General features: G+C 71.0%; 22 protein-coding genes. 12 read left to right on the top strand and 10 right to left on the bottom strand.

Annotated elements, in window-relative coordinates; translation table 11 throughout:
- The first annotated feature begins 20 nt into the window (after positions 1 to 20).
- Positions 21 to 338, top strand: coding sequence for a hypothetical protein (locus tag ACWD4G_RS33165; protein WP_451300050.1), 318 nt, complete (start codon positions 21 to 23; stop codon positions 336 to 338).
- Between the two features lie 215 nt (positions 339 to 553).
- On the opposite strand, the gene hutH is transcribed toward ACWD4G_RS33165, so the two are convergent.
- From hutH to ACWD4G_RS33150, 3 genes are all read right to left on the bottom strand, one after another.
- Positions 554 to 2,092 (bottom strand): histidine ammonia-lyase, encoded by a 1,539-nt coding sequence (gene hutH / locus ACWD4G_RS33160; RefSeq protein ID WP_451300222.1) that lies wholly within the window; start codon positions 2,090 to 2,092, stop codon positions 554 to 556.
- A gap of 442 nt (positions 2,093 to 2,534) precedes the next feature.
- Positions 2,535 to 3,707: a diguanylate cyclase domain-containing protein gene (locus ACWD4G_RS33155; RefSeq protein ID WP_451300048.1), complete on the bottom strand. Its 1,173-nt coding sequence runs from the start codon at positions 3,705 to 3,707 to the stop codon at positions 2,535 to 2,537.
- A gap of 129 nt (positions 3,708 to 3,836) precedes the next feature.
- Complete coding sequence (locus ACWD4G_RS33150) at positions 3,837 to 4,643, bottom strand: enoyl-CoA hydratase/isomerase family protein (RefSeq protein WP_451300046.1); 807 nt, start codon at positions 4,641 to 4,643, stop codon at positions 3,837 to 3,839.
- Between the two features lie 920 nt (positions 4,644 to 5,563).
- Between ACWD4G_RS33150 and ACWD4G_RS33145 the strand changes: the two genes are divergently transcribed.
- Entirely contained in the window at positions 5,564 to 6,133 is a 570-nt protein-coding gene (locus tag ACWD4G_RS33145) for a hypothetical protein (RefSeq protein WP_451300044.1), read from the top strand.
- 136 nt (positions 6,134 to 6,269) lie between these two features.
- Here ACWD4G_RS33145 and ACWD4G_RS33140 read toward each other — a convergent pair whose 3' ends face one another.
- Complete coding sequence (locus tag ACWD4G_RS33140) at positions 6,270 to 7,415, bottom strand: adenylate/guanylate cyclase domain-containing protein (RefSeq protein ID WP_451300042.1); 1,146 nt, start codon at positions 7,413 to 7,415, stop codon at positions 6,270 to 6,272.
- Between the two features lie 280 nt (positions 7,416 to 7,695).
- Positions 7,696 to 8,586, bottom strand: a complete 891-nt coding sequence (locus ACWD4G_RS33135; RefSeq protein WP_451300040.1) for a biotin--[acetyl-CoA-carboxylase] ligase — start codon at positions 8,584 to 8,586, stop codon at positions 7,696 to 7,698.
- A 162-nt stretch (positions 8,587 to 8,748) separates the two neighbouring features.
- On the opposite strand from ACWD4G_RS33135, the gene ACWD4G_RS33130 reads away from it, so the two are divergent.
- The 4 genes from ACWD4G_RS33130 to ACWD4G_RS33115 all read left to right on the top strand — a co-directional run bounded on the left by ACWD4G_RS33130 (position 8,749) and on the right by ACWD4G_RS33115 (position 11,535).
- Positions 8,749 to 10,356, top strand: coding sequence for an acyl-CoA carboxylase subunit beta (locus ACWD4G_RS33130; protein ID WP_451300038.1), 1,608 nt, complete (start codon positions 8,749 to 8,751; stop codon positions 10,354 to 10,356).
- 59 nt (positions 10,357 to 10,415) lie between these two features.
- Positions 10,416 to 10,625 (top strand): acyl-CoA carboxylase epsilon subunit, encoded by a 210-nt coding sequence (locus tag ACWD4G_RS33125; protein WP_451300036.1) that lies wholly within the window; start codon positions 10,416 to 10,418, stop codon positions 10,623 to 10,625.
- 78 nt (positions 10,626 to 10,703) lie between these two features.
- The gene (gene mmpB, locus ACWD4G_RS33120) at positions 10,704 to 10,835 is read left to right on the top strand and encodes a morphogenic membrane protein MmpB (protein ID WP_451300034.1); all 132 of its coding nucleotides are present in this window, start codon (positions 10,704 to 10,706) and stop codon (positions 10,833 to 10,835) included.
- 76 nt (positions 10,836 to 10,911) lie between these two features.
- The gene (locus tag ACWD4G_RS33115; protein ID WP_451300032.1) at positions 10,912 to 11,535 is read left to right on the top strand and encodes a Maf family protein; all 624 of its coding nucleotides are present in this window, start codon (positions 10,912 to 10,914) and stop codon (positions 11,533 to 11,535) included.
- A gap of 78 nt (positions 11,536 to 11,613) precedes the next feature.
- On the opposite strand, the gene ACWD4G_RS33110 is transcribed toward ACWD4G_RS33115, so the two are convergent.
- Positions 11,614 to 12,108 (bottom strand): hypothetical protein, encoded by a 495-nt coding sequence (locus tag ACWD4G_RS33110; protein WP_451300030.1) that lies wholly within the window; start codon positions 12,106 to 12,108, stop codon positions 11,614 to 11,616.
- A gap of 374 nt (positions 12,109 to 12,482) precedes the next feature.
- On the opposite strand from ACWD4G_RS33110, the gene ACWD4G_RS33105 reads away from it, so the two are divergent.
- Both ACWD4G_RS33105 and ACWD4G_RS33100 read left to right on the top strand, forming a co-directional pair.
- Entirely contained in the window at positions 12,483 to 14,258 is a 1,776-nt protein-coding gene (locus ACWD4G_RS33105) for an acetyl/propionyl/methylcrotonyl-CoA carboxylase subunit alpha (RefSeq protein ID WP_451300028.1), read from the top strand.
- 313 nt (positions 14,259 to 14,571) lie between these two features.
- Positions 14,572 to 15,135, top strand: coding sequence for a TetR/AcrR family transcriptional regulator (locus ACWD4G_RS33100; RefSeq protein ID WP_451300026.1), 564 nt, complete (start codon positions 14,572 to 14,574; stop codon positions 15,133 to 15,135).
- Positions 15,136 to 15,322: 187 nt separating this feature from the next.
- On the opposite strand, the gene ACWD4G_RS33095 is transcribed toward ACWD4G_RS33100, so the two are convergent.
- Both ACWD4G_RS33095 and ACWD4G_RS33090 read right to left on the bottom strand, forming a co-directional pair.
- Positions 15,323 to 16,303, bottom strand: coding sequence for a DeoR/GlpR family DNA-binding transcription regulator (locus ACWD4G_RS33095; protein ID WP_451300024.1), 981 nt, complete (start codon positions 16,301 to 16,303; stop codon positions 15,323 to 15,325).
- Between the two features lie 193 nt (positions 16,304 to 16,496).
- Complete coding sequence (locus ACWD4G_RS33090) at positions 16,497 to 17,945, bottom strand: NAD(P)H-quinone dehydrogenase (protein WP_451300022.1); 1,449 nt, start codon at positions 17,943 to 17,945, stop codon at positions 16,497 to 16,499.
- Between the two features lie 197 nt (positions 17,946 to 18,142).
- Between ACWD4G_RS33090 and ACWD4G_RS33085 the strand changes: the two genes are divergently transcribed.
- The 4 genes from ACWD4G_RS33085 (at position 18,143) to ACWD4G_RS33070 (ending at position 21,849) form a co-directional block, all read left to right on the top strand.
- Complete coding sequence (locus tag ACWD4G_RS33085) at positions 18,143 to 18,580, top strand: gamma-glutamylcyclotransferase (RefSeq protein WP_451300020.1); 438 nt, start codon at positions 18,143 to 18,145, stop codon at positions 18,578 to 18,580.
- A gap of 52 nt (positions 18,581 to 18,632) precedes the next feature.
- On the top strand, positions 18,633 to 18,914 hold the full coding sequence (locus ACWD4G_RS33080) for a type II toxin-antitoxin system RelE family toxin (RefSeq protein ID WP_451300018.1): 282 nt from the start codon (positions 18,633 to 18,635) through the stop codon (positions 18,912 to 18,914).
- Positions 18,915 to 19,023: 109 nt separating this feature from the next.
- Positions 19,024 to 19,848: a purine-nucleoside phosphorylase gene (locus ACWD4G_RS33075; protein WP_451300016.1), complete on the top strand. Its 825-nt coding sequence runs from the start codon at positions 19,024 to 19,026 to the stop codon at positions 19,846 to 19,848.
- A 345-nt stretch (positions 19,849 to 20,193) separates the two neighbouring features.
- Positions 20,194 to 21,849, top strand: a complete 1,656-nt coding sequence (locus ACWD4G_RS33070; protein WP_451300220.1) for a phospho-sugar mutase — start codon at positions 20,194 to 20,196, stop codon at positions 21,847 to 21,849.
- 328 nt (positions 21,850 to 22,177) lie between these two features.
- On the opposite strand, the gene ACWD4G_RS33065 is transcribed toward ACWD4G_RS33070, so the two are convergent.
- Complete coding sequence (locus ACWD4G_RS33065; RefSeq protein ID WP_451300014.1) at positions 22,178 to 23,962, bottom strand: hypothetical protein; 1,785 nt, start codon at positions 23,960 to 23,962, stop codon at positions 22,178 to 22,180.
- Positions 23,963 to 24,130: 168 nt separating this feature from the next.
- On the bottom strand, positions 24,131 to 24,778 hold the full coding sequence (locus ACWD4G_RS33060; RefSeq protein WP_451300218.1) for a PH domain-containing protein: 648 nt from the start codon (positions 24,776 to 24,778) through the stop codon (positions 24,131 to 24,133).
- Positions 24,779 to 25,383: the final 605 nt, after the last annotated feature.

The raw sequence follows: 25,383 nt of genomic DNA, 5'->3' as shown, positions 1-25,383 counted from the left end.
CACAAGGGGATCGATATTCAGTGTCCGTCGCACGTCGAGCGTCGTCGACCGCCCGCCGATCGCTGCTGACCGCAACCGCCGCGGGGACCCTTCTGGGCGCCCTGTGGTTCGTGCCGTCCGCGAACGCGACCCAGGACGCCGCCGACATACGACAGGATTCGTCGACCTCGACGGACAGCGCCTCCACCAAGGCCGACCCCGACGGCCGCGCCACCGAACTCGCCGACACCGGAAGCCCGAACACCACCCCGTACATCATCGGCGGAACCGTTTTCCTGGCGGTGGGCGCCGGGTTCGTGGCGTACTCGGTACGGCAGGGGCGACTGGAGGCGTGCTGAGCGGGTGCGGACGCGGGGATCAACTGACAGATTTCGTTATCTGTCATCTGTCATCTGTCATCTGTCATCTGTCAATTGATATCCGTCAGTTGACCTCTGTCACCCGTTATCTGTCACCCGTTATCTGTCATCCGTCACCTGACACCCGTCATCTGTCATCTGTCATCCGTTATCTGCCATCCGTTATCTGCCATCCGTCATCTGCCGACCGCACCTCACCCCAACACCCCCACAACCCCCTCCACCGCCGACACCAGCCTCCCCTCCCGCACAAACGCGTCGGCCAGCTCCAGATCGGGCGCGAGGAAACGATCCGGCCCCGGCCCCTCCACCCCGGCCTTGCGGACGGCCTCGATGACGGCCCTGGTGGCCGGGGCGGGCGTCAGCCCCTCCCGCAGCTCGACGGCGCGCGTGCCGGCGTACAGCTCGATGGCGAGCACCCGAGTCAGGTTGTCCACGGCGGTGCGGAGCTTGCGCGCGGCGGACCAGCCCATCGAGACGTGGTCCTCCTGCATGGCGGAGGAGGGGATGGAGTCGGCCGAGGCCGGTACGGCGAGCCGCTTCAGCTCGCTCACCAGTGCCGCCTGCGTGTACTGGGCGATCATCAGCCCGGAGTCGACGCCGGGGTCGTCCGCGAGGAACGGCGGCAGCCCGTGCGAGCGGTTCTTGTCGAGCAGCCGGTCGGTGCGCCGCTCGGCGATGGAGGCGAGGTCGGCGGCGGCGATCGCGAGGAAGTCGAGGACGTAGGCGACCGGCGCCCCATGGAAGTTGCCGTTGGACTCGACGCGCCCGTCCGGCAGCACCACGGGGTTGTCGACGGCCGAGGCCAGCTCCCGCTCGGCGACCAGTCGCGCGTGTGCCATGGTGTCGCGCCCGGCCCCCGCCACCTGCGGCGCGCACCGCACGGAGTACGCGTCCTGCACGCGGGGCGCGTCGTCCTGGTGGTGCCCGGTGAGCCCCGAACCCTTCAGCACGGCCAGCATGTTGGCGGCGGACACCCCCTGCCCCGGGTGCGGCCGGATGGCGTGCAGCTCGGGGGCGAGCACCTTGTCCGTGCCGAGCAGCGCCTCCAAGGAGATCGCGGCGGTGACGTCGGCGGACTTGTACAGCGTCTCCAGGTCGTCAAGCGCCATGATCAGCATGCCGAGCATGCCGTCGGTGCCGTTGAGCAAGGCGAGCCCTTCCTTCTCGCGCAACTCGACGGGCCGGATGCCGTGCGCGGTGAGCAACTCCCCGGCCGGCCGCACGACTCCGTCGGGCCCCTCCGCGTCCCCTTCACCCATGAGCGTCAGCGCACAGTGGGACAGCGGCGCGAGATCGCCGGAGCAGCCGAGAGAGCCGTACTCGTGCACGACGGGGGTGATGGCGGCGTTGAGGAGGTCGGCCATGGTCTGCGCGACCTCGGGCCGTACGCCCGTACGCCCTGAGCAGACCGTCTTCAGCCGCAGGAACATCAGCGCGCGTACGACCTCACGCTCCACCCGGGGCCCCATGCCGGCCGCGTGGGAGCGGACGATGTTGCGCTGGAGCCGGGTGCGCAGCTCCGGGCCGATGTGCCGGGTCGCCAGGGCGCCGAAGCCGGTGGAGACGCCGTAGACGGGGTCGGGTTTGGCGGCCAGCGCGTCCACGATCTCGCGGGCGGCGGCAAGGGCCGCCACGGCTTCCTCGGAGAGTTCGACCCGGGCGTCGGCCCGCGCCACGGCGAGGACGTCGGCCGCGGTGGCACCGTTCGTCCCGAGCACCACCGTGCCCACAGTGTGCATATCCATATTCAGGATCGTAGGGACTGAATCGCCGAATGTCACGACCGACCGAGGACAGGGCCCCTTACCGCGCACCACAGCGACAGGCACCACAGCGACAGTCGGCGACACCCACCCGTCAACCACCCCGAAACAATCCGCGTAGATCGGAAGCAGCTCACACTTCGATCAGAGTTCGATCCAGAATTGATCAGAATCCGCCCTCCGAACGATGCCCGCACCCCCACCCCCCACTAGGCTCAAAGCACTTGCCCATTCAAGTCACGGCAAGGCGCCTGGACACACCCCTCTCCCCCACGACCTCCCGATTCCATCCGGTCCCCACGGCCGCACTCCCCCCTGACGGCCGCCGGGACCCCTACGACCCCAGTCAGCCCCTGGGCCGTAGGAATCCGAGGGCCGCGCGCAGCCTCGAACAGTCGCGCGACCCGCCCTAGGACCGGCGCCCCCGAAATCGGCGCCGGTCCGCAGGGTGGGCGGGGTCGACGGGAGCGGGCGGCCGGTCGGCGAGGCTGACCACCGGGTCCTCGGCGCCCTCCCCCTCCCGTCCGGCGACGACCGGCTCCACGGAACCGGCGGCCTTGGCCCGGTACTGCGCGGCGTCGGCGAGCCGGAACAGCCGCCGGGCCGAGCGCAACGGCCCGATCGCGTCCCCGGTGGACGCCACCCCGCAGGCGACCCCGTCGCCCGGCTCCAACTCCCGTGCACGTACGCACAGTTCACCGGCGACCCGCACGACCTCGTCCGCCGCGGGGCCGACCGCGAGCAGACAGAACTCGTCACCGCCGAGCCGGGCGGCCAGCACATCGGGCAACTCCGCCGCACAGCGCGAGAGCACGGACCCGAACCGTTCCAGGACCTGGTCGCCCACGGCGTGCCCGTAGGAGTCGTTGACCTTCTTCAGCCCGTTGAGGTCGCAGACGACGAGGCTGATCACCGTGCCGTCGCGCCGGTGCGCCTCCATCGCCTCGTCCAGCCGCAGATCGACCGCGCGCCGATTGCCGAGCCCGGTGAGGGAGTCGGTGAAGGCAAGCCGTCGCGCCTCCTCCAGCCGTTCCGACTGAGCGATCCCGGCGGCCACGACCGAGGCGAGAACGGTGGCGAAGGAGGCATCACCCCCGTGGAAGACCGGCTCCCCGGCAGGCCGGGCGACATACAACTCCCCCCAGGCCCGCCCGTTCAGCACGATCGGCGCCACGACACAGCACCCCCGCCCCCGCCGCCGCAGCGCCGCGACCCGCTGATGGCAGAAACCACCGGGCCGCCGCCCCCCGAGCGGTCCGGCGGCGGTCTCCACCCAGGCGTTGGGCTCGCCGCCCTCCAGCCACCGCTCATGCAGAAACTCGGCGATCTCCGGAAACTCATGCACGGGATACGTCTCGTCCTCGGGGAACTCCTCCTCCCCCACCGCCCGGTTCCCCACATTCACCAGCACCCGCAGCAGCCCCCGCTCCCGCTCCCACACGGACAGCGCGGCAAAGCTCCCCGACAGCGCCCGGCAGGCGCCGTCCGCGGCCGCCCACCACGTCTCACGCGCCGTGCGCGCCCCCGCCATGCCCCGCGCCAACGCCACCACGGCCCTCAGCCGCCTGTCCTCACCACCCATCCCTCCAGGCTAGGGAGCTTTGCACCGATTTGAGACGTTAGTGACGCGAACAGGGGTACGGCCGCACAGGCCCCCACGGCCACGGCCCCACGCCATCAACCGCCCCCTCCCCCGCCCCTTCCACGCCCCTCACTCCCCCGGCCACTCCGGCTTCCGCTTCTCGTTGAAGGCGGCCACACCCTCCGCCCGGTCGCCCGAGAACGCGACCGAACGCCAGGCCGCGTCCTCCACCTCCAGCCCCGCCCGAAGGTCGAGCCCCTGCCCGAGCCGCAGCGCCCGCTTGGCCGCCCGCAACCCCACAGGCGAGTTGCCGGCGATCCGGGCCCCCAACGCCAGGGCCTCCTCCCGATCCCGCCCCTCCTCCACCAGCTGATCGACCAGCCCCAACTCCCGCGCCTCCACGGCCTCCAGCCGCCGCGCCGTGAAGATCAGCTCGGCGGCCCGCGCGGCCCCCACCCGGCGCGGCAGCAACTGCGTACCGCCGCCGCCCGGAATCACCCCCACCGACACCTCGGGCAGCCCCACCACGGCCGTACGGTCGGCCACGATCAGATCGCAGGCCAGGGCCAGTTCGAAGCCACCGCCCAGCGCGAAGCCGTGCACGGCGGCGATCGTGGGCATCGGCAATTCCAGTACGCCGGTGTACGCGCCCCGCGCGACGGGCCGCTGACGCACCAGCTCGGCATCACTGAAGGAGTTCCGCTCCTTGAGATCGGCCCCGACACAGAACGCCCGCTCATGCGTGGACGTCACCACGACCACCCGCGCGTCCCGCTCCCCGCCCAACGCCGCACAGGCGGCCCCGATGGACCGCGCCATCTCGGTGGACACGGCGTTCATGGCCTTGGGCCGGTCGAGCACGAGCTCGGCGACAAACCCGTGCCGCCGCACCAGCACGAACTCCCCGTACCGCACCTCGACCACACCAGCACCCATGACACCCTCCCGGTTAACGCAGGTTAACTAGCCGACACCCCGATCATCCCAGCCCCGAGCCCCGAGAAAAAGCCCGACAGCACTCACGCACACACACGCCCGGAAGCACCCAAAGACAGATCTCCACAACGCACGCCACGACGGCGAGGCAGCCGTGCACGCCACGACGGCGAGGCAGCCACGCACGCCACGACGGGGTAGTCACACCCACCCCCACGGCGGGCTAGCCGCGTACGGACGGAAGGGGCCGGGCCGGTGTGTCATATGTCCGTCGCGTACAGCCGGCTCAGCAAAGTTCACGCCATCCCAACCCCCGAGCAGTACGTCCGCCTGCGACGGACTGACACACCGGCCCGGCCCCGACCCACCCACGCACCCACCCGCCCAGGCGCGACCGCACGCCCCCCCACGCCCCCCGGTGAGCCCACCCCCGTTGACCCGCACGGCAACCCCCGACGTCGCCGTCCTCTCGTTCGAGTGACATCCCGGCCTTCTCCGGCCACAACGCCCACCCCGGCACATAGCCTGCGCACCGCAACAGGCGCACCGGGGGCCACGTGCGCGGAGGGGAGGAACGGACCATGACGACGAACACGGTGACCAGGCCGACAACAGGCACGGGGCCGACCAGGCCGACCACGACCACGGGGCCGACCACGACACCGACACCCCCGTGGGGACCGCAGGCACCGTCGACGACACCGCGCACACCACGCGTACCCGGCGCACCGGTGGCGGGAGCCCCCTGGGACCCCACCGGCGTCCCAAGACAGTCGCCCACCTGGCCCCCGTCGACCACGCCCACGCCCCCACCCCACCCCCCGGCCGCCTCAACCGCCCCAGACGCCCCAGACCACCCCTCCCCCACCCCCGTGGCGCCCCGCCCCCGAGGCCGCCACAGGCGCCCACGCCCCCGCAAGGTGCTGTTCGCCGTGGGCGGCCTCGCCCTGGCGGCGGGCGCGCTGAGCCTCGTACGGCTGACGTCGGACACGGTCGGCGGCGCCGGTACGACGACGGGCGCGGCCCCGGAACTGTCGGACGACATCACGGACCACGCGACCAACACCGGCGCGACCATGGCGAGCACACCTTCGACACCCGCGACCACCCCGCCCACCGACACCCCGACGGACAGCGCGACAGCGCCCTCGCCCACGACGCCCCCGCCCTCACCGGAGTCGACGGCCCCGCCCCCGTCGGCGACCCACCCCTCGACCTCGGTAGGAGTGGAACTCCCGTCCGGCCCCGGTACCCGCCGTCTCCCCCCGAGCGCGGCCACGCTCCCGTCGGCCGAGGCCCCCGAAGCCACCGGCCCGACCACGCCCACCCAGCAGCCCCCGACAGCCGCGCGCCAACCGACCGCGTCGACCACCCAGCCCCCGGCCGCCCCGAACCCCCCGACGGAGGCGGAAGAGCCCAGCGCACCCCGGCAGCCGGGCCTGTGCGTCCCGATCGTGGGCCTGTGCGTGGACGAACCCCTGCACCGCTGACGCTCCCCGCAACTCACCGTCAAGGCAGCTCACCGTCAAGCCGTCCCGGAGCGGCCCCCAGCCCCGAGGCCCCAGACCCCTGAGCGAACCCTCAGCCGCGACCCCCAAGCGACCCCTCAGGCCCCCAGGCGAACCCTCAACCCTTCCCAGGCCGCCGAGTCATCAGCCAAGGCTGGACCACACCCAACCCACGCACCGGCCGCTGCCACATCGGCTGGAGGGCGAACCGGTAGGTCGGCGGCTCCTCGCCCTCCTTCTCGGCGGCGGCCGCGGCCTCGGCGGCCTCCGCCTCGGAGGCGGGCGCCTCCCCGGTCCGGGTCAGCTCCTCGGCGAACGCCCCGTCGACGAGGACGGCGTCCTTCGGCGCTATCGAGGTGAGCCGGCTCGCGAGATTCACGGTGGTCCCGAAGACATCGCCCATCCGGGTCGTCACGGTCCCGAAGGCGATACCGACCCGCAGCTCCGGCATGGTCTCGTCGTGCGCCATGGTCTCGATGAGCCGGAGGGCGATCTCGGCGGCGACCCCGGCGTCATCGGCGGCGTACAGGACCTCGTCGCCCAGCGTCTTGATGAGCCGCCCGCCGTTCGCGGCCACCAGGTCCGCCGCGGTGGTCTCGAACGCCTCGACGAGCTCGCCCAGCTCCTCTTCCTCCATACGGCGCGTCAGCCGCGTGAACCCCACCAGATCGGCGAAGCCGACGGCGAGCCGCCGGTCGACCATCTCCTCGTCGTCGCCGGCCTGCACGACCCGCCCGGTGGCCGCGGCGAGCTGCCGCCGCCACACATAGACGAGGAACTCCTCCAGCTCGGGCAGCAGCAGCTCGATCAGGGGGTACGTGACCTCGGTGCGGGTCATCCCCGGCTCCGGCGGCTCGGTCAGCCCTTCCAGGAAGGAGTCGATCTGCCATTCGGCCAGTCGGGCGGTGGTCTGCCCGGTGGAACGTGCCACCTGTACGGCCATGGCCTCGCTCAGCAGCCCCGCCTCGACGAGACCGGCGAGCCGCCGCAGCGCGAGGACGTCCGCCTCGGTGAGCGCCTTGGCCTGGCCGATGTCGGCGAAGCCCATGGCCCGCCAGAAACGGGACGCCAGCTCCATCGAGACGCCCGCGCTACGGGCCGCCTGGAAGGGGGTGTAGCGCCGCTCGGCCCCGAGGATCAGCCCTTCGAGCCGCAACGCCAGCGGGTCCTCCTCACCGGCGGGGTCGTCACCCGTGGCAGACAGTGGGGGAAGGTCCACACGGCCCTGCGCGTCCGTGCCGGAGCCCGTGTCCTCGACGCTCACGCCTGCTGCCCTTCCGATCTCCCACGGCCACGTACTCGACCGGCCTCAACTCTACGGCAGGTGTGCGCCAGCTCACTCCGTGAGGTGCGGCCGATGCGTACGCGGCCCCTTCCGGCCGGCCGCGCAGGGGGTGTCGCGCACCGCCCGGGGGCGCGAATCACACACCCCTCACCCGCACTCACCCACCCCACACCTGCGCTCACCACCCCTCACCCGCACTCACCACCCCTCACCTGCGCTCACCCACCTTCAGATGTACTCCCCCACCCTCCCGATGTACTCACGCACCCCGCAAATGCACCACATCTCCCGCCCCCACGGGCTCCTGCACACCCTCCCCCGAAGCGATCACCAGCCGCCCGTCCCCGTCCACGGCGACGGCCTCACCCACCAGATCCCGCCCGCCGGGCAGTTCGGCACGCACCCGGCGCCCCAACGTCGCGCAGCCGGCCGCGTACGTCTCCTGCAACCCGCTCACGGCGGGATCGCCCCCTGCCCTCCGCCAGGTGCCGTACCACTCCTCCAGGCTCCGCAGCACGGCGCGCAGCAGCGGGTCACGGTCCGTGGTCACGGCCCCGGCGAGCGCCAGCGACCCGGCGGTGGGGACGGGCAGTTCGTCGGCGCGGAGGCTGACGTTGACGCCGATGCCGACGACCACGCCGTCGCCGTCCGCCGTGCGCTCGGCGAGGATGCCGCCGGCCTTGCGTTCCTCGCCGCCCACGGTCACCAGCAGGTCGTTGGGCCATTTGAGTGCCGTGTCGATCCCGGCGGCACGGGAGAGCCCGGTCGCGACGGCGACTCCGGTCAGCAGCGGCAGCCATCCCCAGCGCTCCACGGGCACATCGCCGGGCCTGAGCAGAACGGAGAAGAACAGCCCGGACCGCGCCGGAGCGGTCCAGATACGGTCGAGCCGTCCGCGCCCCGCGTTCTGCTCCTCGGCGACCAGCACCGCCCCCTCGGGCAGCCCCTCCGCCCGCCCCACCAACTCGGTGTTGGTGGACCCGACGACCTGCATCACGTCCAGGGAGCTCCACAGCCCCCCTTCCCGCAGCAACGCCCGTCGCAGGGCGGCGGCGTTGAGGGGCGGCCGGTCCAGATCGGACCAGCGGTTGCCGTACAACTGGTCGCGCGGCTTGTCGTTGTCGTCTTCTGAGGCATCTCGCGGCGTCATGCAACCCACCCTAGGTGTGTTAAACGCCGCACTGCCGAACCGTAGGCGCAGCACTACGCTACGGATGAGTAACCAAGTCTGCTTCTGAGCACGTACCAGTCGGAAGACCGCTCAAGAAGACCCAACGCACCCACTCGTATCCAGGCAGGGAGCCGCATCCCGATGTCCGAGCCGGAAGAGCCAGCAAACCGATCAGACATGGACATTCACACGACCGCGGGGAAGCTCGCGGATCTTGAGCGCCGTATCCATGAGGCGACGCATGCCGGCTCCGAGCGCGCGGTGGAGAAGCAGCACGCCAAGGGCAAGTTGACTGCCCGTGAGCGCATCGAACTCCTCCTCGACGAGGACTCCTTCGTGGAGTTCGACGAATTCGCCCGGCACCGCTCGACCGACTTCGGCATGGAGAGGAACCGCCCGTACGGGGACGGTGTCGTCACCGGCTACGGCACGGTCGACGGCCGCCCGGTGGCCGTCTTCTCCCAGGACTTCACGGTCCTGGGCGGCTCGCTCGGCGAGGTCTTCGGCCAGAAGATCATGAAGGTGATGGACTTCGCCCTCAAGACCGGCTGCCCGGTCATCGGCATCAACGACTCCGGCGGCGCCCGCATCCAGGAGGGTGTGATGGCGCTGGGCATGTACGGCGAGATCTTCCGCCGCAACACCCACGCGTCCGGCGTCATCCCCCAGATCAGCCTGATCGTCGGCCCGTGCGCGGGCGGCGCCGTGTACTCGCCCGCGATCACCGACTTCACGGTCATGGTCGACCAGACCTCGCACATGTTCATCACCGGCCCGGACGTCATCAAGACGGTCACCGGCGAGGACGTCGGCTTCGAGGAGCTGGGCGGCGCCCGCACGCACAACACGGCCTCGGGCGTGGCCCATCACATGGCGGGCGACGAGAAGGACGCCATCGACTACGTCAAGCAGCTCCTGTCGTACCTCCCGTCGAACAACCTCAGCGAGCCCCCGGCGTTCCCGGAGCAGGCGGACCTCACCGTCACGGACGAGGACCGCGAGCTGGACGTACTGGTCCCGGACAGCGCGAACCAGCCGTACGACATGCACACGGTGATCGAACACGTCCTGGACGACGCGGAGTTCTTCGAGACCCAGGCACTGTTCGCGCCGAACATCGTCACCGGCTTCGGCCGGGTCGAGGGGCACCCGGTGGGCATCGTCGCCAACCAGCCGATGCAGTTCGCGGGCTGCCTGGACATCGACGCCTCCGAGAAGGCGGCCCGCTTCGTCCGTACGTGCGACGCCTTCAACGTCCCGGTGCTGACCTTCGTCGACGTCCCCGGCTTCCTGCCGGGCGTCGGCCAGGAGCACGAGGGGATCATCCGCCGAGGCGCGAAGCTCATCTACGCCTACGCCGAGGCCACCGTCCCGCTGATCACGGTCATCACCCGCAAGGCGTTCGGCGGCGCCTACGACGTCATGGGCTCCAAGCACCTCGGCGCCGACCTCAACCTCGCCTGGCCCACCGCCCAGATCGCCGTCATGGGCGCCCAGGGCGCGGTCAACATCCTCCACCGCCGCACCATCGCCGCCGCCTCCGACGACGAGCGCGAGGAGGTCCGCGCCCGCCTCATCCAGGAGTACGAGGACACCCTCCTCAACCCCTACACCGCGGCCGAACGCGGCTACATCGACGCCGTGATCATGCCCTCGGAAACCCGCCGCCACATCGTCCGGGGCCTGCGCCAGCTGCGCACCAAACGCGAATCCCTGCCCCCGAAGAAGCACGGCAACATCCCCCTCTGACCGCTCTCTGCCCTCCCTCTGATCCCCCAGTGACCCGACCCGGACCCATGGGAGCCGATATGACCATCAAGGTCCTACGGGGCAACCCGACCCCCGAGGAGCTCGCCGCCGCCCTGGCGGTGGTCCGAGCGCGCGCCGCGGCGGCCACCACCGAGCCGCCCGGCGCCGCCACCCCCCGCGACTCCTGGTCCGACCCGGCCCGCATCGCCGCGCACCGTCTGCCGGCGCCGGGCCCCACGACCTGGAGCCGCACGTACTGGCCGAGCTGACCGGCGGTGGGCCGGGCGCCCCCAACTTGAGTACCCGTACTCAGGCGCCCGCCCCGCCCCCCGAAGCACCATCGACCCATGCTCTGGTCCGACCCCGACGACAAGCCCCCCAAAGACCTCCGAGACACCCAGGCCATGCTCCACCGCCTGGGCCTCCTGATGGCCCTGGCCATGCTCCTGGCGATGCTGGTCCTGGGAATCCTGGGCTGACTCCGGGTAGACACCGGGCCCCGTGCCCGACGAACCCCCCGCGCCCCCACGCCCCACCGGCCCCTACCCTGACCGCATGACCGAACCGCACCCCCGCCGCCGTCTGATCCTCGCCTCGAAGTCCCCGGCCCGCCTCAATCTCCTCCGCCAGGCCGGCCTCACCCCCGAGGTGTACGTCAGCGGAGTGGACGAGGACGCCGTCACCGCCCCCACCCCCGCCGACCTGGCCCTCGCGCTCGCCGAGGCCAAGGCGTCCGTCGTAGCGGCGAAACCCGAACTCAAGGGCGCCCTCGTCATCGGCTGCGACTCCGTCCTCGACCTCGACGGCCAGGCCCTCGGCAAGCCCGCCGACGCCGAGGAGGCCACCGCCCGCTGGAAGTCCATGCGCGGCCGCGCCGGCACCCTCCAGACCGGGCACTGCGTCTGGGACACCGCCACCGACCGCCACGTCTCCGCGCTCGCCTCCACGGTCGTCCACTTCGGCGACCCCACGGACGAGGAGATCGCCGCGTACGTGGCCTCCGGCGAACCCCTCTACGTGGCCGGCGCTTTCACCCTCGACGGCCGCTCTGCCCCGTTCATCGAAGGCATCGAGGGCGACCACGGCAACGTCATCGGCATCAGCCTCCCCCTGCTCCGCCGTCTACTGGCCCAACTGGGCGTAGGCATCACGGAGTTGTGGCCCGCCACCGACGACTGACCCCACACGACCGATCCAAGCCGACCGATCCAAGCGGCTGATCCGAGCCGACTGATCCGAGCCGACCGGCCGAACCACTCAGGAAGCACTGGACGCCGGAGGCCCGACCGCCCCGGGCTCCCCGGAGGCCTCCGGCGGTGCCGATGCCTCCGGCGGGCCCGAGGCCTCCGGCGCCGCGCCGTCATTCCGGTCGTACGTCATCAGCGTCAGCACGACGAGCGCCAACGCGACCATCATGAACGCGAAGGCGCCCCACCCCACGAGCCCCACGGTGAACGCGCCGAGCAGCCCGTGCACCACGGCCACACTGATGAGCAGCACCCGCCCCAGCCCGGCGGCAGGCCGGTCCCGTACGGCGACGAGCAGCGCGACCAGGCCGCAGAACGCGAAGTAGAGCCCGAAGAGCACACCCCCAGCCTTGGACCCGACGGACATCGCGTCGGGGTCCAGCCCGGCCAGCGACATCTGCTGCCGGTCGACGACCGTCCCGAGGAACCACTGCAGCCCGGCGATCCCGAGTGCCTCCGAGAAGAGCACGATCGCCGTGATCGCCGCCACCGGTCTACGGATCACCGGTCCACCCTCTTTCACTGTCGTCGCTTTCGCGCCACCCGTTACCCCAGGTAGGTGTTCAAGACATCGCGAACGCTACTAACGGGTAAACCCCGGGACAAGGGTTCTCACGACAGCAAAGAATCGTTGGGCCATTAGTAGGGATTCCACAAAGAAACCCGGTGGGCCGCAGCGCGGCCACACAGAGACCTTGACCACATCACGAGGCTAGGGTTTTCGGGTGGAGTCCTGCGTGATGCGGTACGACAAGGGATTTCGCCGGTTGAGCGAGCCTGGTTTCACGCTCCGTGTGGGCAAGCTCACCATTGAGGACGGGTCGAAACGCCGTGTCGGCAGTCCCTAAACTCGGCTTGTTTCAAGGAGAGGGAGCCATCGTGCGCAAGGTGTTGATCGCCAACCGAGGCGAAATCGCTGTCCGCGTCGCCCGGGCGTGCCGGGATGCCGGGATCGCGAGCGTGGCCGTGTATGCCGATCCGGACCGGGACGCGCTGCATGTACGCGCCGCCGACGAGGCGTTCGCGCTGGGCGGTGACACTCCGGCGACGAGCTATCTGGACATCGCCAAGGTGCTGCAGGCGGCGAAGGACTCGGGTGCGGACGCGATCCACCCGGGCTATGGCTTCCTCTCGGAGAACGCGGAGTTCGCGCAGGCGGTCCTGGACGCGGGCCTGGTCTGGATCGGCCCGCCCCCGCAGGCGATCCGCGATCTGGGTGACAAGGTGGCGGCCCGTCATATCGCCCAGCGCGCCGGCGCCCCCCTCGTCGCGGGCACCCCCGACCCGGTCTCCGGCGCGGACGAGGTCGTGGCGTTCGCCGAGGAGCACGGTCTGCCGATCGCGATCAAGGCGGCGTTCGGCGGCGGCGGCCGCGGCCTGAAGGTGGCCCGCACCCTCGAAGAGGTCCCCGAGCTGTACGAGTCCGCCGTGCGCGAGGCGGTGGCGGCCTTCGGCCGGGGCGAGTGCTTCGTGGAGCGCTACCTCGACAAGCCCCGCCACGTCGAGACCCAGTGCCTGGCCGACACCCACGGCAATGTGGTCGTGGTCTCCACCCGTGACTGCTCGCTGCAGCGCCGCCACCAGAAGCTGGTCGAGGAGGCCCCGGCCCCGTTCCTCTCCGACGAACAGAACGCCGAGCTGTACGCCGCTTCGAAGGCCATCCTGAAGGAGGCCGGCTACGTCGGCGCCGGCACGGTGGAGTTCCTCGTCGGCCTCGACGGCACGATCTCCTTCCTGGAGGTCAACACCCGCCTCCAGGTCGAGCACCCGGTCACCGAGGAGGTCACCGGCATCGACCTGGTCCGCGAGATGTTCCGCATCGCCGACGGCGAAGTGCTCGGTTACGACGACCCGCCGCTGCGCGGCCACTCCTTCGAGTTCCGCATCAACGGCGAGGACCCGGGCCGTAACTTCCTGCCCGCCCCCGGCACCGTCACCACGTTCACCCCGCCCACGGGCCCCGGCGTCCGCCTCGACGCGGGCGTGGAGTCGGGCTCGGTCATCGGTCCGGCGTGGGACTCCCTCCTCGCCAAGCTGATCGTCACCGGCGCCACCCGTGAGCAGGCCCTGCAGCGCGCGGCCCGCGCCCTGAACGAGTTCACCGTCGAGGGCATGGCCACGGCGATCCCCTTCCACCGCGCGGTGGTCAAGGACCCGGCGTTCGCCCCCGAACTGACCGGCAGCGCCGACCCGTTCACGGTTCACACCCGCTGGATCGAGACCGAGTTCGTCAACGACATCAAGCCGTTCGCGGCCCCCACGGACACCACCGAGGCCGACGACGACGCGGACCGCGAGACGATCGTCGTCGAGGTCGGCGGCAAGCGTCTGGAGGTCTCCCTCCCCGCCGCCCTCGGTATGACCCTGGCCCGCACCGGCCTCGCCGCGGGCGCCAAGCCCAAGCGCCGCGCCGCGAAGAAGTCCGGCCCCGTGGCCTCCGGCGACACCCTCGCCTCACCCATGCAGGGCACGATCGTCAAGGTCGCCGTCGAGGAGGGCCAGGAGGTCAAGGAAGGCGACCTGGTCGTCGTCCTGGAGGCCATGAAGATGGAACAGCCCCTCAACGCCCACCGCTCGGGCACCATCAAGGGCCTCAACGCGGAGGTCGGCGCCTCGATCACGTCCGGCGCCGCGATCTGCGAGATCAAGGACTGAGGCAACTCGAAGCAGACTCCGCCGCCCGTCCGAGAGAATCGCGGACGGGCGGCGCGTCCACGAGAACCGGGCGGCGCGTCCACGAGAACGTGCGGCTCGTTCACGAGAACACGGACGGGCTGCACGGACGATCGGCCCGAAGGGCCGTTCTCAGGGGCGCGGGGAACTGCGCGAGCAACCACACACAACCCGCACTCGCCCAACGACCTCACTCACCCGAACTCTTAGGCTGATGGCACCCCAGCGAACCCACAACCGCTGAAATCACCCCGCCATCCGAGAGCAGGTGACCCCTTTGGCACCCCCCCGCCCCATGCGAGCCGACGCCCGCCGGAACCACGAGCGGCTGCTCACGGAGGCGAGGCGGGTCTTCGCGGCCCAGGGAACGAACGCCTCACTGGAGGACATCGCCCGCCGCGCAGAAGTCGGCATCGGCACCCTCTACCGCCATTTCCCCAACCGCCAGGCGTTGTTGAGCGCGGTCTTCGAGGACGCGGTCGGCGATCTGCTGGCCCGTGCGCGGGAACACCAGCAGACGGCCGATCCCTGCACGGCTCTCATCTCCTGGCTGCGCGACATCATCACTCACGCGAGTGAATACCGAGGTCTGTCGCAAGCGCTGATGACAGTCTCGTACGCCGACTCCGCCACCACGGCGTCCGCCTCGGAGCTGGCCCGTTGCTGTGCCCCGATCCGGGACATGGGCGCGGCTCTCCTCGGCCGGGCCCAGCAGGCTCACGCCGTACGCGACGGCGTGTCCATCGGCGACCTGCTCCGGCTCACCCACGCCATCGCGCTGGCGGCCGAGGAAACCCCGGACGATCCGGAGCTGGCCGACCGCCTGCTGACCCTGACCGTGCACGGCCTGAAGCCGTGACCGGCTGTATCGATGGCGGCTCCGCCGCGCTGGGGTCCCCCCGCGCCGGGGGTACCTCCCAGGCCCTTGAAGCACTGGGGGAGCAGCCGAGCGTGGGGGAGCGACCAGCCACGATGCCGCCGAAGACAACCGACGGCCTGTCGCGGCCCCGCGGCGGAGCCACATAACGACACGGCCGGCGGAGCGCTCAGCGGCGGCGCAGATCGGCGACCCGCGCCGCCCGCTCCCTGTCCCGTTCCGCGGTGGTCGGCTGGTCGCCGAGGACCGTGGCGGTGCGCAGTTGCGGGGCGGAGCCGTGGACCTGGTTGCGGCGGGGCCCGGGGAGGGGGACGTCCCGGCGTGACTGACGCGCCGGGACGGGATCACCGCCCGTACCACCGCCCCCCGACGCCCCGGCCACCGAGATCTGCACACCCTGATCGGCGAGGGCCTGCAACTCGGTGACCGCGCGGTCGTCATGGCCGGGCGGGTCGTCGGTGACCAGCCGGGTGATCACATCGGTCGGCACCGTCTGGAACATGGTGTCGGTGCCGAGCTTGGTGTGATCGGCGAGGACGACGACTTCGGCGGCGGCCTGGACCAGCGCGCGGTCGACGGACGCCGACAGCATGTTGGACGTGGACAGCCCGCGCTCGGCGGTCAGTCCGCTCCCGGAGAGGAAGGCCTTGGAGACCCGCAGCCCCTGGAGGGACTGCTCGGCGCCGGAGCCGACGAGGGCGTAGTTGGAACCGCGCAGGGTGCCGCCGGTCATCACGACCTCCACACGGTTGGCATGGGCCAACGCCTGGGCCACCAGCAGGGAGTTGGTGACGACGGTCAGCCCGGGGACCCGCGCGAGCCGGCGTGCCAGCTCCTGCGTGGTGGTCCCGGCCCCGACCACGATGGCCTCGCCTTCTTCGACGAAGCCCGCGGCGAGATCGGCGATGGCCGTCTTCTCGGCGGTCGCGAGATGAGACTTTTGCGGAAAGCCGGACTCCCGCGTGAACCCGCCCGGCAATACCGCACCGCCGTGCCGGCGGTCGAGGAGTCCTTCTGCCTCCAGAGCGCGCACGTCCCGCCGTACGGTCACTTCGGAGGTCTGGACGACGCGGGCGAGCTCACGGAGCGACACGGCTCCATTGGCCCGCACCATTTCGAGGATCAATTGGCGACGTTCTGCAGCGAACACGAAACTGACAGTAACGCCAACGACCGTCTGCTTTCAGCAGTTTGCGCCGAATAACAGAAGTTGTTCGCACGGTGGGGCGAGAAGTGATATAGGGGCCATCCGGGACGGAAAGCGATCGGAACGACGACCGGAACGACGAAACGGGCCCGGACCGAAACCGACCCGGACCCGCCTCGTACCGTGCTCCACCTGGTCAGACGCCGCCACCCGACTTACGGGTGTGCAGCTGCCGTGCGACCTCGGCGATCGAGCCCGAAAGGGACGGGTACACGGTGAAGGCGTTCGCGATCTGCTCGACGGTCAGGTTGTTGTCGACCGCGATCGAGATGGGGTGGATGAGTTCCGAGGCACGCGGCGACACCACGACGCCACCCACCACGATCCCCGTGCCCGGCCGGCAGAAGATCTTGACGAAGCCGTCGCGGATGCCCTGCATCTTGGCGCGCGGGTTGCGCAGCAGCGGCAGCTTCACCCCGACGGCGTCGATGACGCCGGAGTCGAGGTCGGCCTGGGTGTAGCCGACGGTGGCGATCTCGGGGTCGGTGAAGACGTTGGAGGAGACGGTCTTCAGGTTCAGCGGGGCCACGGCGTCGCCCAGGAAGTGGTACATGGCGATGCGCCCCTGCATGGCGGCGACGGACGCCAGTGCGAACACCCCGGTGACGTCACCGGCGGCGTACACACCGGGAGCGGTGGTGCGGGACACCTTGTCGGTCCAGATGTGCCCGGAGTCCTTGAGCTTGACCCCGGCCTCCTCCAGCCCCATCCCGGCGCTGTTGGGAATGGCGCCGACGGCCATCAGACAGTGCGTACCGCTGATGACCCGGCCGTCGGCGAGGGTCACCTCGACCCGGTCGCCGACCCGCTTGGCGGACTGGGCTCGGGATCGCGCCATGACGTTCATGCCGCGCCGCCGGAACACCTCTTCCAGAACCGCGGCGGCGTCCGGGTCCTCGCCCGGCAGTACCCGGTCGCGGCTGGAGACGAGGGTGACGCGCGACCCGAGCGCCTGGTAGGCGCCGGCGAACTCGGCACCGGTCACACCCGACCCGACCACGATCAGCTCTTCCGGCAGCTCTTCGAGGTCGTACACCTGCGTCCAGTTGAGGATGCGCTCCCCGTCGGGCTGGGCGTCGGGCACCTCGCGCGGATGCCCGCCGGTGGCGATGAGCACGGCATCGGCGGTCAGGGTCTCCTCGGACCCGTCCGCGGCCCGCACGACAACCTTGCGCGACCCGTCCAGGTCCTGCATGCCCTCCAGCCGCCCGCGCCCGCGCATGACCCGCGCGCCGGCGCGCGTCACCGATGCGGTGATGTCATGCGACTGCGCCAGCGCGAGCCGCTTCACACGCCGGTTGACCTTGCCGAGGTCCACGCCCACGACACGCGCGGGCATGTCGATGTGCGGGGTGTCGTCGGCGACGATGATGCCCAGCTCCTCGTAGGAGGAGTCGAAGGTCGTCATCACCTCGGCGGTCGCGATGAGCGTCTTCGACGGCACGCAGTCGGTGAGCACCGACGCCCCGCCCAGACCGTCGCAGTCCACGACGGTCACCTCAGCCCCCAGCTGCGCGGCGACCAAAGCCGCCTCATACCCGCCGGGCCCGCCACCGATGATCACGATCCGAGTCACGTACTCCATTGTCCCGTATGGACGCGGTTGGGACAGAGCCGGGGTAAGGGATCGGCCCGCAGCGCCCTTTTCAGGGGGCGCAGCCCTTCCTGAAAGGGCCGCGGGGAACTGCGCGACCAGCCCCCACCGAACCCGCACCCGCCAACCAACCCAGTCCCCCCGAGCTATTAGGCGCCCGGCGAACCAGCGGAGCTACCCTGCTCCCCATGTCGCTCTACGCCGCCTACGCCGGCAACCTCGACGCCCGCCTGATGTCCCGCCGCGCCCCCCACTCCCCCCTGCGCGCGACCGGCTGGCTGAACGACTGGCGGCTCACCTTCGGCGGTGAACACATGGGCTGGGAGGGCGCCCTCGCCACGGTCGTCGAAGCCCCCGGCGCCCAGGTCTTCGTGGCCCTCTACGACATCGCCCCGATGGACGAGGACGCCATGGACCGCTGGGTCGGCGTCGGCCTGGACATCTACCGCCGGATGCGGCTGCGCGTACACACCCTCGACGGCAGCGAACCGGCCTGGGTCTACGTCCTCAACGGCTACGAGGGCGGCCTGCCGTCGGCCCGCTACCTCGGCGAGATCGCCGACGCAGCCGAATCGGCGGGGGCTCCACACGATTACGTGATGGAGCTGCGCAAGCGGCCTTGTTGAGGGTGCCTGACCCTAGACTTGGCCGGGACTGACGCACAAACGGGAGAGCGCGATGACCGGCAGGAATGCGTACACCGTCTACTACACCGAGCAGGCAGCGGCAGCGCGGGACCGACTCGACGAACAACAGCGCGCCGCGTTCGACAAGGGCATCATGATGCTCGCCCAGGACCCGTTCCCCGACCTGTCCCGGCCCATAAGCTCCACCGGAGACGACCGGACGATCCGGCTGACGCAGAACATCCTCATCGAGTACACGGTCAGCGTGGGCCGCCTACTGATCTTCATTGTCGAGGTCTTCAACGACAAGGACATCTTCGTTCCGGGCGAGTGACCACCCGGCCGCCGCACGCGGCCTTCGGTTGGAAACGACAAGACAACGATCCCGATCCCGTACACCTGGGCATCTACGCGCGTAGGCCAGGACCGGATACCCTCGTCGCGTGAACGCATCTCTTCTTCCGGACGACATCCAGGGCGACCCGTACGCCGCCGCCGACGCCGCCGCCGCGCGCCTGCGTGAGCTCACGGGCGCCGAGACCCACGACGTCGCCCTCGTGATGGGCTCCGGCTGGGCCCCGGCCGTGGACGCGCTCGGCGCTCCCGAGGCCGAGTTCCAGGTCACCGAGCTGCCCGGATTCCCGCCGCCGGCGGTCGAGGGCCACGGTGGCAAGATCCGCTCGTACAAGATCGGTGACAAGCGCGCGCTCGTCTTCCTGGGCCGTACGCACTACTACGAGGGCCGCGGGGTGGCCGCCGTGGCGCACGGTGTGCGGACGGCCGTCGCCGCCGGGGTCAAGACGGTGGTCCTCACCAACGGCTGCGGTGGTGTCCGCGAGGGTATGCGCCCCGGTCAGCCGGTGCTGATCAGCGACCACATCAACCTCACGGCGACGTCCCCGATCGTCGGCGCGAACTTCGTCGACCTCACCGACCTCTACTCCCCGAGGCTGCGCGCGCTCTGCAAGGAGATCGACGCCACCCTGGAGGAGGGCGTCTACGCGCAGTTCACGGGCCCGCACTACGAGACCCCGGCGGAGATCCGGATGGCCAGGGTCATCGGCGCGGACCTGGTCGGCATGTCCACGGTCCTGGAAGCCATCGCCGCACGCGAGGCGGGCGCCGAGGTCCTCGGCATCTCCCTCGTCACCAACCTGGCGGCAGGCATGTCGGGCGAGCCCCTCAACCACGAGGAGGTCCTCCAGGCGGGCCGCGACTCGGCGACCCGCATGGGCGCACTGCTGACCCAGGTACTGAACCGGCTGTAGCGCGCAAGGGTTGGGTGCGTTGTCGGGTGCGGGTCCGGCGGGGGCTGGTCGCGCCCACGCGGCGGAGACGCATATGTCACGGCCCTGCGGCCCGATGATCACAGGGCCGCAGGCCCGTGCTCTTAAGGGGCGCGGGGAACTGCGCGAGCAACCACACACAACCCGCACCCGCCAACCAACCCACACCACCCGAGCCATCAGGCGCCAGGGGGTCAAAGGGGCACAGCCCCTGGATGGGGGTCCCCCCGCTCGCGCGAAGCCGAGAGTGGGGGAGCTACGGGTAGGGGCGGCGGGGGCGAGGACAATCCAACGCACACACGAACAAGGAACGAGAGGTTGACCCCCGTGCACGACGACCTGATCGCCCGCGCCAAGGCGTGGCTGGCCGAGGACCCCGACCCGGACACCCGACACGAACTCGGCAGGCTGATCGACGCGGCGGACACGGCGGAGCTGACCGCACGCTTCTCCGGCACCCTCCAGTTCGGCACCGCAGGCCTCCGAGGCGAACTCGGCGCCGGCCCCATGCGCATGAACCGCTCGGTCGTCATCCGCGCCGCCGCCGGCCTCGCCGCGTACCTCACGAAGCAGGGCGCCACCCAGGGCGCCAACGGCCCCGGCCTCGTCGTCATCGGCTACGACGCCCGCCACAAGTCCGCCGACTTCGCCCTGGACACGGCGGCGGTCATGACCGGCGCCGGCCTGCGCGCGGCCCTCCTCCCCCACCCCCTGCCGACCCCGGTGCTGGCCTTCGCCATAAGGCACCTCGGCGCGGTAGCCGGCGTGGAGGTCACCGCCAGCCACAACCCGCCCCGCGACAACGGCTACAAGGTCTACCTCGGCGACGGCTCCCAGATCGTGCCCCCGGCCGACGCCGGGATCGCGGCGGAGATCGAAGCCGTACGGTCCCTGAACGACGTCCCGCGCCCGACGTCCGGCTGGGAGATCCTCGACGACTCCGTCCTCGACGCCTACCTCACCCGCACGGACGCGGTGCTCGCGCCCGACTCCCCCCGAACCGCCCGCACGGTCTACACGGCCATGCACGGCGTCGGCAAGGACACCCTCCTCGCGGCCTTCGCCCGAGCCGGTTTCCCCACGCCCGTCCTGGTCGCCGAACAGGCCGAGCCGGACCCGGAGTTCCCGACCGTAGCCTTCCCCAACCCGGAGGAGCCCGGCGCGATGGACCTGGCCTTCGCCAAGGCCCGCGACGTCGACCCCGATCTGATCATCGCCAACGACCCCGACGCCGACCGCTGTGCCGTGGCCGTCAAGGGCGGCGATCAGGGTGGGGCCTGGCGCATGCTCCGCGGCGACGAGGTCGGCGCCCTCCTCGCCACCCACCTGGTGTCCCGTGGAGCGCGGGGCACCTTCGCCGAGTCGATCGTCTCCTCCTCCCTCCTCGGCCGGATCGCCGAGAAGGCCGGACTCCCCTACGAGGAGACCCTCACCGGCTTCAAGTGGATCGCCCGGGTCGAGGGCCTGCGCTACGGCTACGAGGAGGCCCTCGGCTACTGCGTCGACCCCGAGGGCGTACGGGACAAGGACGGCATCACCGCCGCCCTGCTCATCACCGAACTGGCCTCGCGCCTGAAGGAGGAGGGCCGCACCCTGCTGGACCTCCTCGACGACCTCGCCGTGGAACACGGCCTGCACGCCACCGACCAGCTCTCCGTCCGCGTCCAGGACCTGTCGGTCATCGCCGCCGCCATGCGCCGCCTGAGGGAGCGGCCCCCGACCTCACTCGCCGGGCTCGCCATCACCCGCGCCGAGGACCTCACCCGGGGCACGGACAAGCTCCCGCCCACCGACGGCCTGCGCTACACCCTCGACGGCGCCCGCGTCATCGTCCGCCCCAGCGGCACCGAGCCCAAGCTCAAGTGCTACCTGGAGGTCGTGGTCCCGGTCCCCACCCGTGCCGACCTTCCCGAGGCCCGCACCAAGGCGACGGCCCTCCTGACGACGATCAAGCACGACCTGTCGGCAGCGGCCGGAATCTGACCCCGGGCCTCGGAGGCCCCGAGACCCCCACCACCAAGCCCCCGCAGAATTCACGAGCCCCGGCCGGATCGGTCATACCGGCCGGGGCTTTCGCGCCCCGTAAGTAACTCCGCGCCGCACGCGCACGCCCCCGCGCCCGAACGACCAACACCTGTAGGCCCACGGTTGTTGACCTACGTTCGGTTGGCCTACAGGCGTTGGCCTACAGGCGTTGGCCCACGTTCATTGGGCTACGGCCGTTGACCCACAGTCGCTGGCCCACAGCCGCTGGCCCACAGTCGTTGGCCCACACCCATTGGCCTACGGCCGTTGCCCCACACCCATAGACCTACGGCACCAACACCAGGGCCACCACCCACACCACAGCCAGCAACAACCCCAGCGGCCACAGGGCCCGGCCCCGTTCGTGTTCGCCGCTGGTCTCGGTGGGCCGGAGCGCCGGGTCCTTCCACATCGCACCGATCTCGGCGGCCACCTTCTCGTACGGGTGGATCAGGCCGAGGCGTCGTTCCAGCCGGGCCCACCTCGGGGAGTACGCGGTCCACGCGCCGCCGAATCGCGCACGGCGGCTGTCGATCTTCAGTTCGCCGCCCTCGACCTTCACGCTCATGAGGTGGTCCCAGGCGATGTGCCGGGGCTTGAGGGTGCCGTTGAACCACAGGCCCTCCCGGTCGGCGGTGACGCGCCAGGCAGCCATGCCGGGCAGCATGACGGCGCTGATGAGCCCGATGACGGCACCCGGGACGTACCTCCAGCCGCCGCCCTCGCCGAGCACCAGCAGGGCCGCCCACAGCATCCCGAACAGGCAGACGGACCAGTCCAGCCATCCGGCCCGCCAGCGTCGTACGGCTCCGGAGCCCAGGCGCTCGGCGGTCACGGCGGCGGCTGCCGCACGGCGGTCCGCGAGGGCGATGTTCCGCCGAGTCCGCGCCTTCTCCTCACGGACACGAACCCGGACGGCACGCTCGGACAGCGCCCGCACCGGCCCGACGGAGGACTCCACGACGGTCTCGTCGTCGTTCTCCTCGCCCTCGCCCTTGCCCTCGCCCTCGTCCTCATCCTCGTCCGCGTCCTCGGGGGCGCTGACGATCACGATCTCGCCGCCGTCGTACGGGGCCCCGTACAGCACGGCCTCGCGCAGGGGACCGGGCTGGTCGGTGTCGCCGCAGTCGTTCTGGAGGGAGTCGAGGAGTACGTCCATCTCCTGCTCGCCGAGCCGACCCCCCTCCACCTCCCCACCGTCGTCCCCGTCCTCCTCGTCGTCGTCCTCGTCGTCGCCGTACCACTCCTCGGTGGAGACGGTGAGGAGGGGCCGTAGCGCGGCCACGTCATCGGCGGCGAAGACCTCGACGTCACCGTTGGCGGCGTCGCGCACGAGGACGCGCAGGACGGGTACGGGGGCGCGGCGGAGGGCAGCGGCGCGGCGGCGGCCCAGCAGACCGGAGAGCAGCGACGTACAGCCCCAGCCGACCACGAACCATCCCACGAGCGTCGCCTCCCGCCGGTCGGAGCCGGTCTCCCAGCCCGAGGCGAGCGCGATGAGCCCGGCGCCTACGACGGCGAGGCCGAGCCCGAGCAGCAGCAGGAACCGCCCGCGCCGCAGCGGCCCGAGCCCGGCCGGGACGGGGGCGGTGACCTTCCCGGCGGCGGCCATCGCCCAACGGCGCTGCATGCGCCCGGCGCTCAGGCGGAACTCGGCCACGGCCCAGGTGGTGGTGATGGCGAGGAAGCCCACGACGGTCGCCGGGTCATGTGAGCCGCCGTACCAGACGAGGAGGAGGGTGAGCAGGGGTGCCGAGATCCTCACGATCTCGGGGCGCGCGAGCATCCACACCAGTTGGAGGGGGAGGAGCGCGGCGAGAGCGGGCGGCACGTCCCTGGAGTTCGCCAGCCAGAACCCGGCTATGAGTCCGACCAGGGCCACGGCGAGCAGATGCAGCGAACGCGGTCGCACCGGCACCCACGCCGGCGCGTGCGCCCCCGTCCACAGCCGTACGTGCTCCCCGTTCCAGTCGGGACAGCCCTCGGGCACGGCCGACGCGGGCAGTCGCCGGGGCGACTGCGGGCGGGCCTGTGGATCGGTCGGGTCGGTTGGGTCGGTCTTCGTACTCATCGTTCTCTGGACACTCCGGCCGCCATCGGGGTTGCGCTCCACGCACGATCCCACGCGATCCAAGCGCACGAACCTGTGGGGGTACGGCGCACCGGCGCCGCCCCGCTCCAACTCACCCTGAGTGAAAGGGCGTTGGATTGCCGCCCTCTCCCCGGATGTTCACCCGCCTCAACCGACCGCCCACAGAACGGCGAGCAGCAGCGCCCCCGCCACCGCCGGCCCGATGACCTCCCAGGCCCAGCGCACACTGGTCTCCCCCTGAGACCCCGGAGCCTTGGCCCGGGCCTCACACAGCACCCTCAGATCAGCCATGACCTGATCGGTCTCGGCCCGCACGGGCTGCTCGACCAGGGCGGTACGACCACTGCTGTCGCCCTGCGCAGTCGTACGGGCCTGCCGCCGGGCGGCCTTCTTACGGGCCCGCAACGAGACAGGGATCGCCCACAGCTGGTACTTGGTGCCCTCCTGATCGACAACCTCGTTCGTGTACCCGGACCGCAACGACACCACGGTGGCCCAGGGCAACTCGATCACCCGGAACGGATTGCGCACCCGCAGCCGATCGTCATTCGCGAACACGGCGGGCCGCACCGAGAAAGCGGCCACCACAGGCACGGCGAACAACAACGCCGCCAACGCCAACCAGGGCGTCCGCCCGTCCCCCGCCACAATGGCGTCCCCACCGAGCCACCCGAACAACGCGAGCAGCAACACGCCCCCCACGAGCCCGCCGGGCGACCGATACACCCGATCCTTGTAGACGGGCTTGACCGAAACGGACGCCTGCGGCGCGGAAGCCGTCTCCTGGGAATCCATGGCGGAAGAGCCCGCCTCCGACGCCTTCGGGTTCTCCGAGGCCGCAGAGGAGGCAGCCGCCGACCGCTTCCGATCCTTCGACTCGGGCGACGTGTGGTCCGGGTTACTCATACTCCCGATTCTCCCCGACCCACCAGAAACCACGACGGCGGGATGCCCCCACGCCCGGAAGGAACCGGTCCACCACGAAGGACCACCGCGACGGCGGGGCAGCACCCAACGAACGGCAAGGACCGGACCGACGCAAACGACCACCACAACGGCGAGACGGCACCCCACGACCGATAGAGGCCGGAGGGTCGGCGTGAAGGACCACCAAGACGGCGGGTCAGCCGCGTACGTACGGAAGGCGCCCCCACCACAACGGCGGGTCAGCCGCGTACGAACGGAAGGCGCCCCCACCACAACGGCGGGTCAGCCGCGTACAGACGGAAGGCGCCCCCACCACAACGGCGGGTCAGCCGCGTACAGACGGAAGGCGCCCCCACCACAACGGCGGGTCAGCCGCCCACGGACGGAAGGGGCCGGGCCGGTGTGTCATATGTCCGTCGCGTACAGCCGGCTCAGCAAAGTTCACGCCATCCAACCCCCGAGCAGTACGTCCG

The organism is Streptomyces sp. NPDC002643, from assembly GCF_053592555.1.
This window is presented reverse-complemented; position numbering and strand designations above follow the sequence as displayed.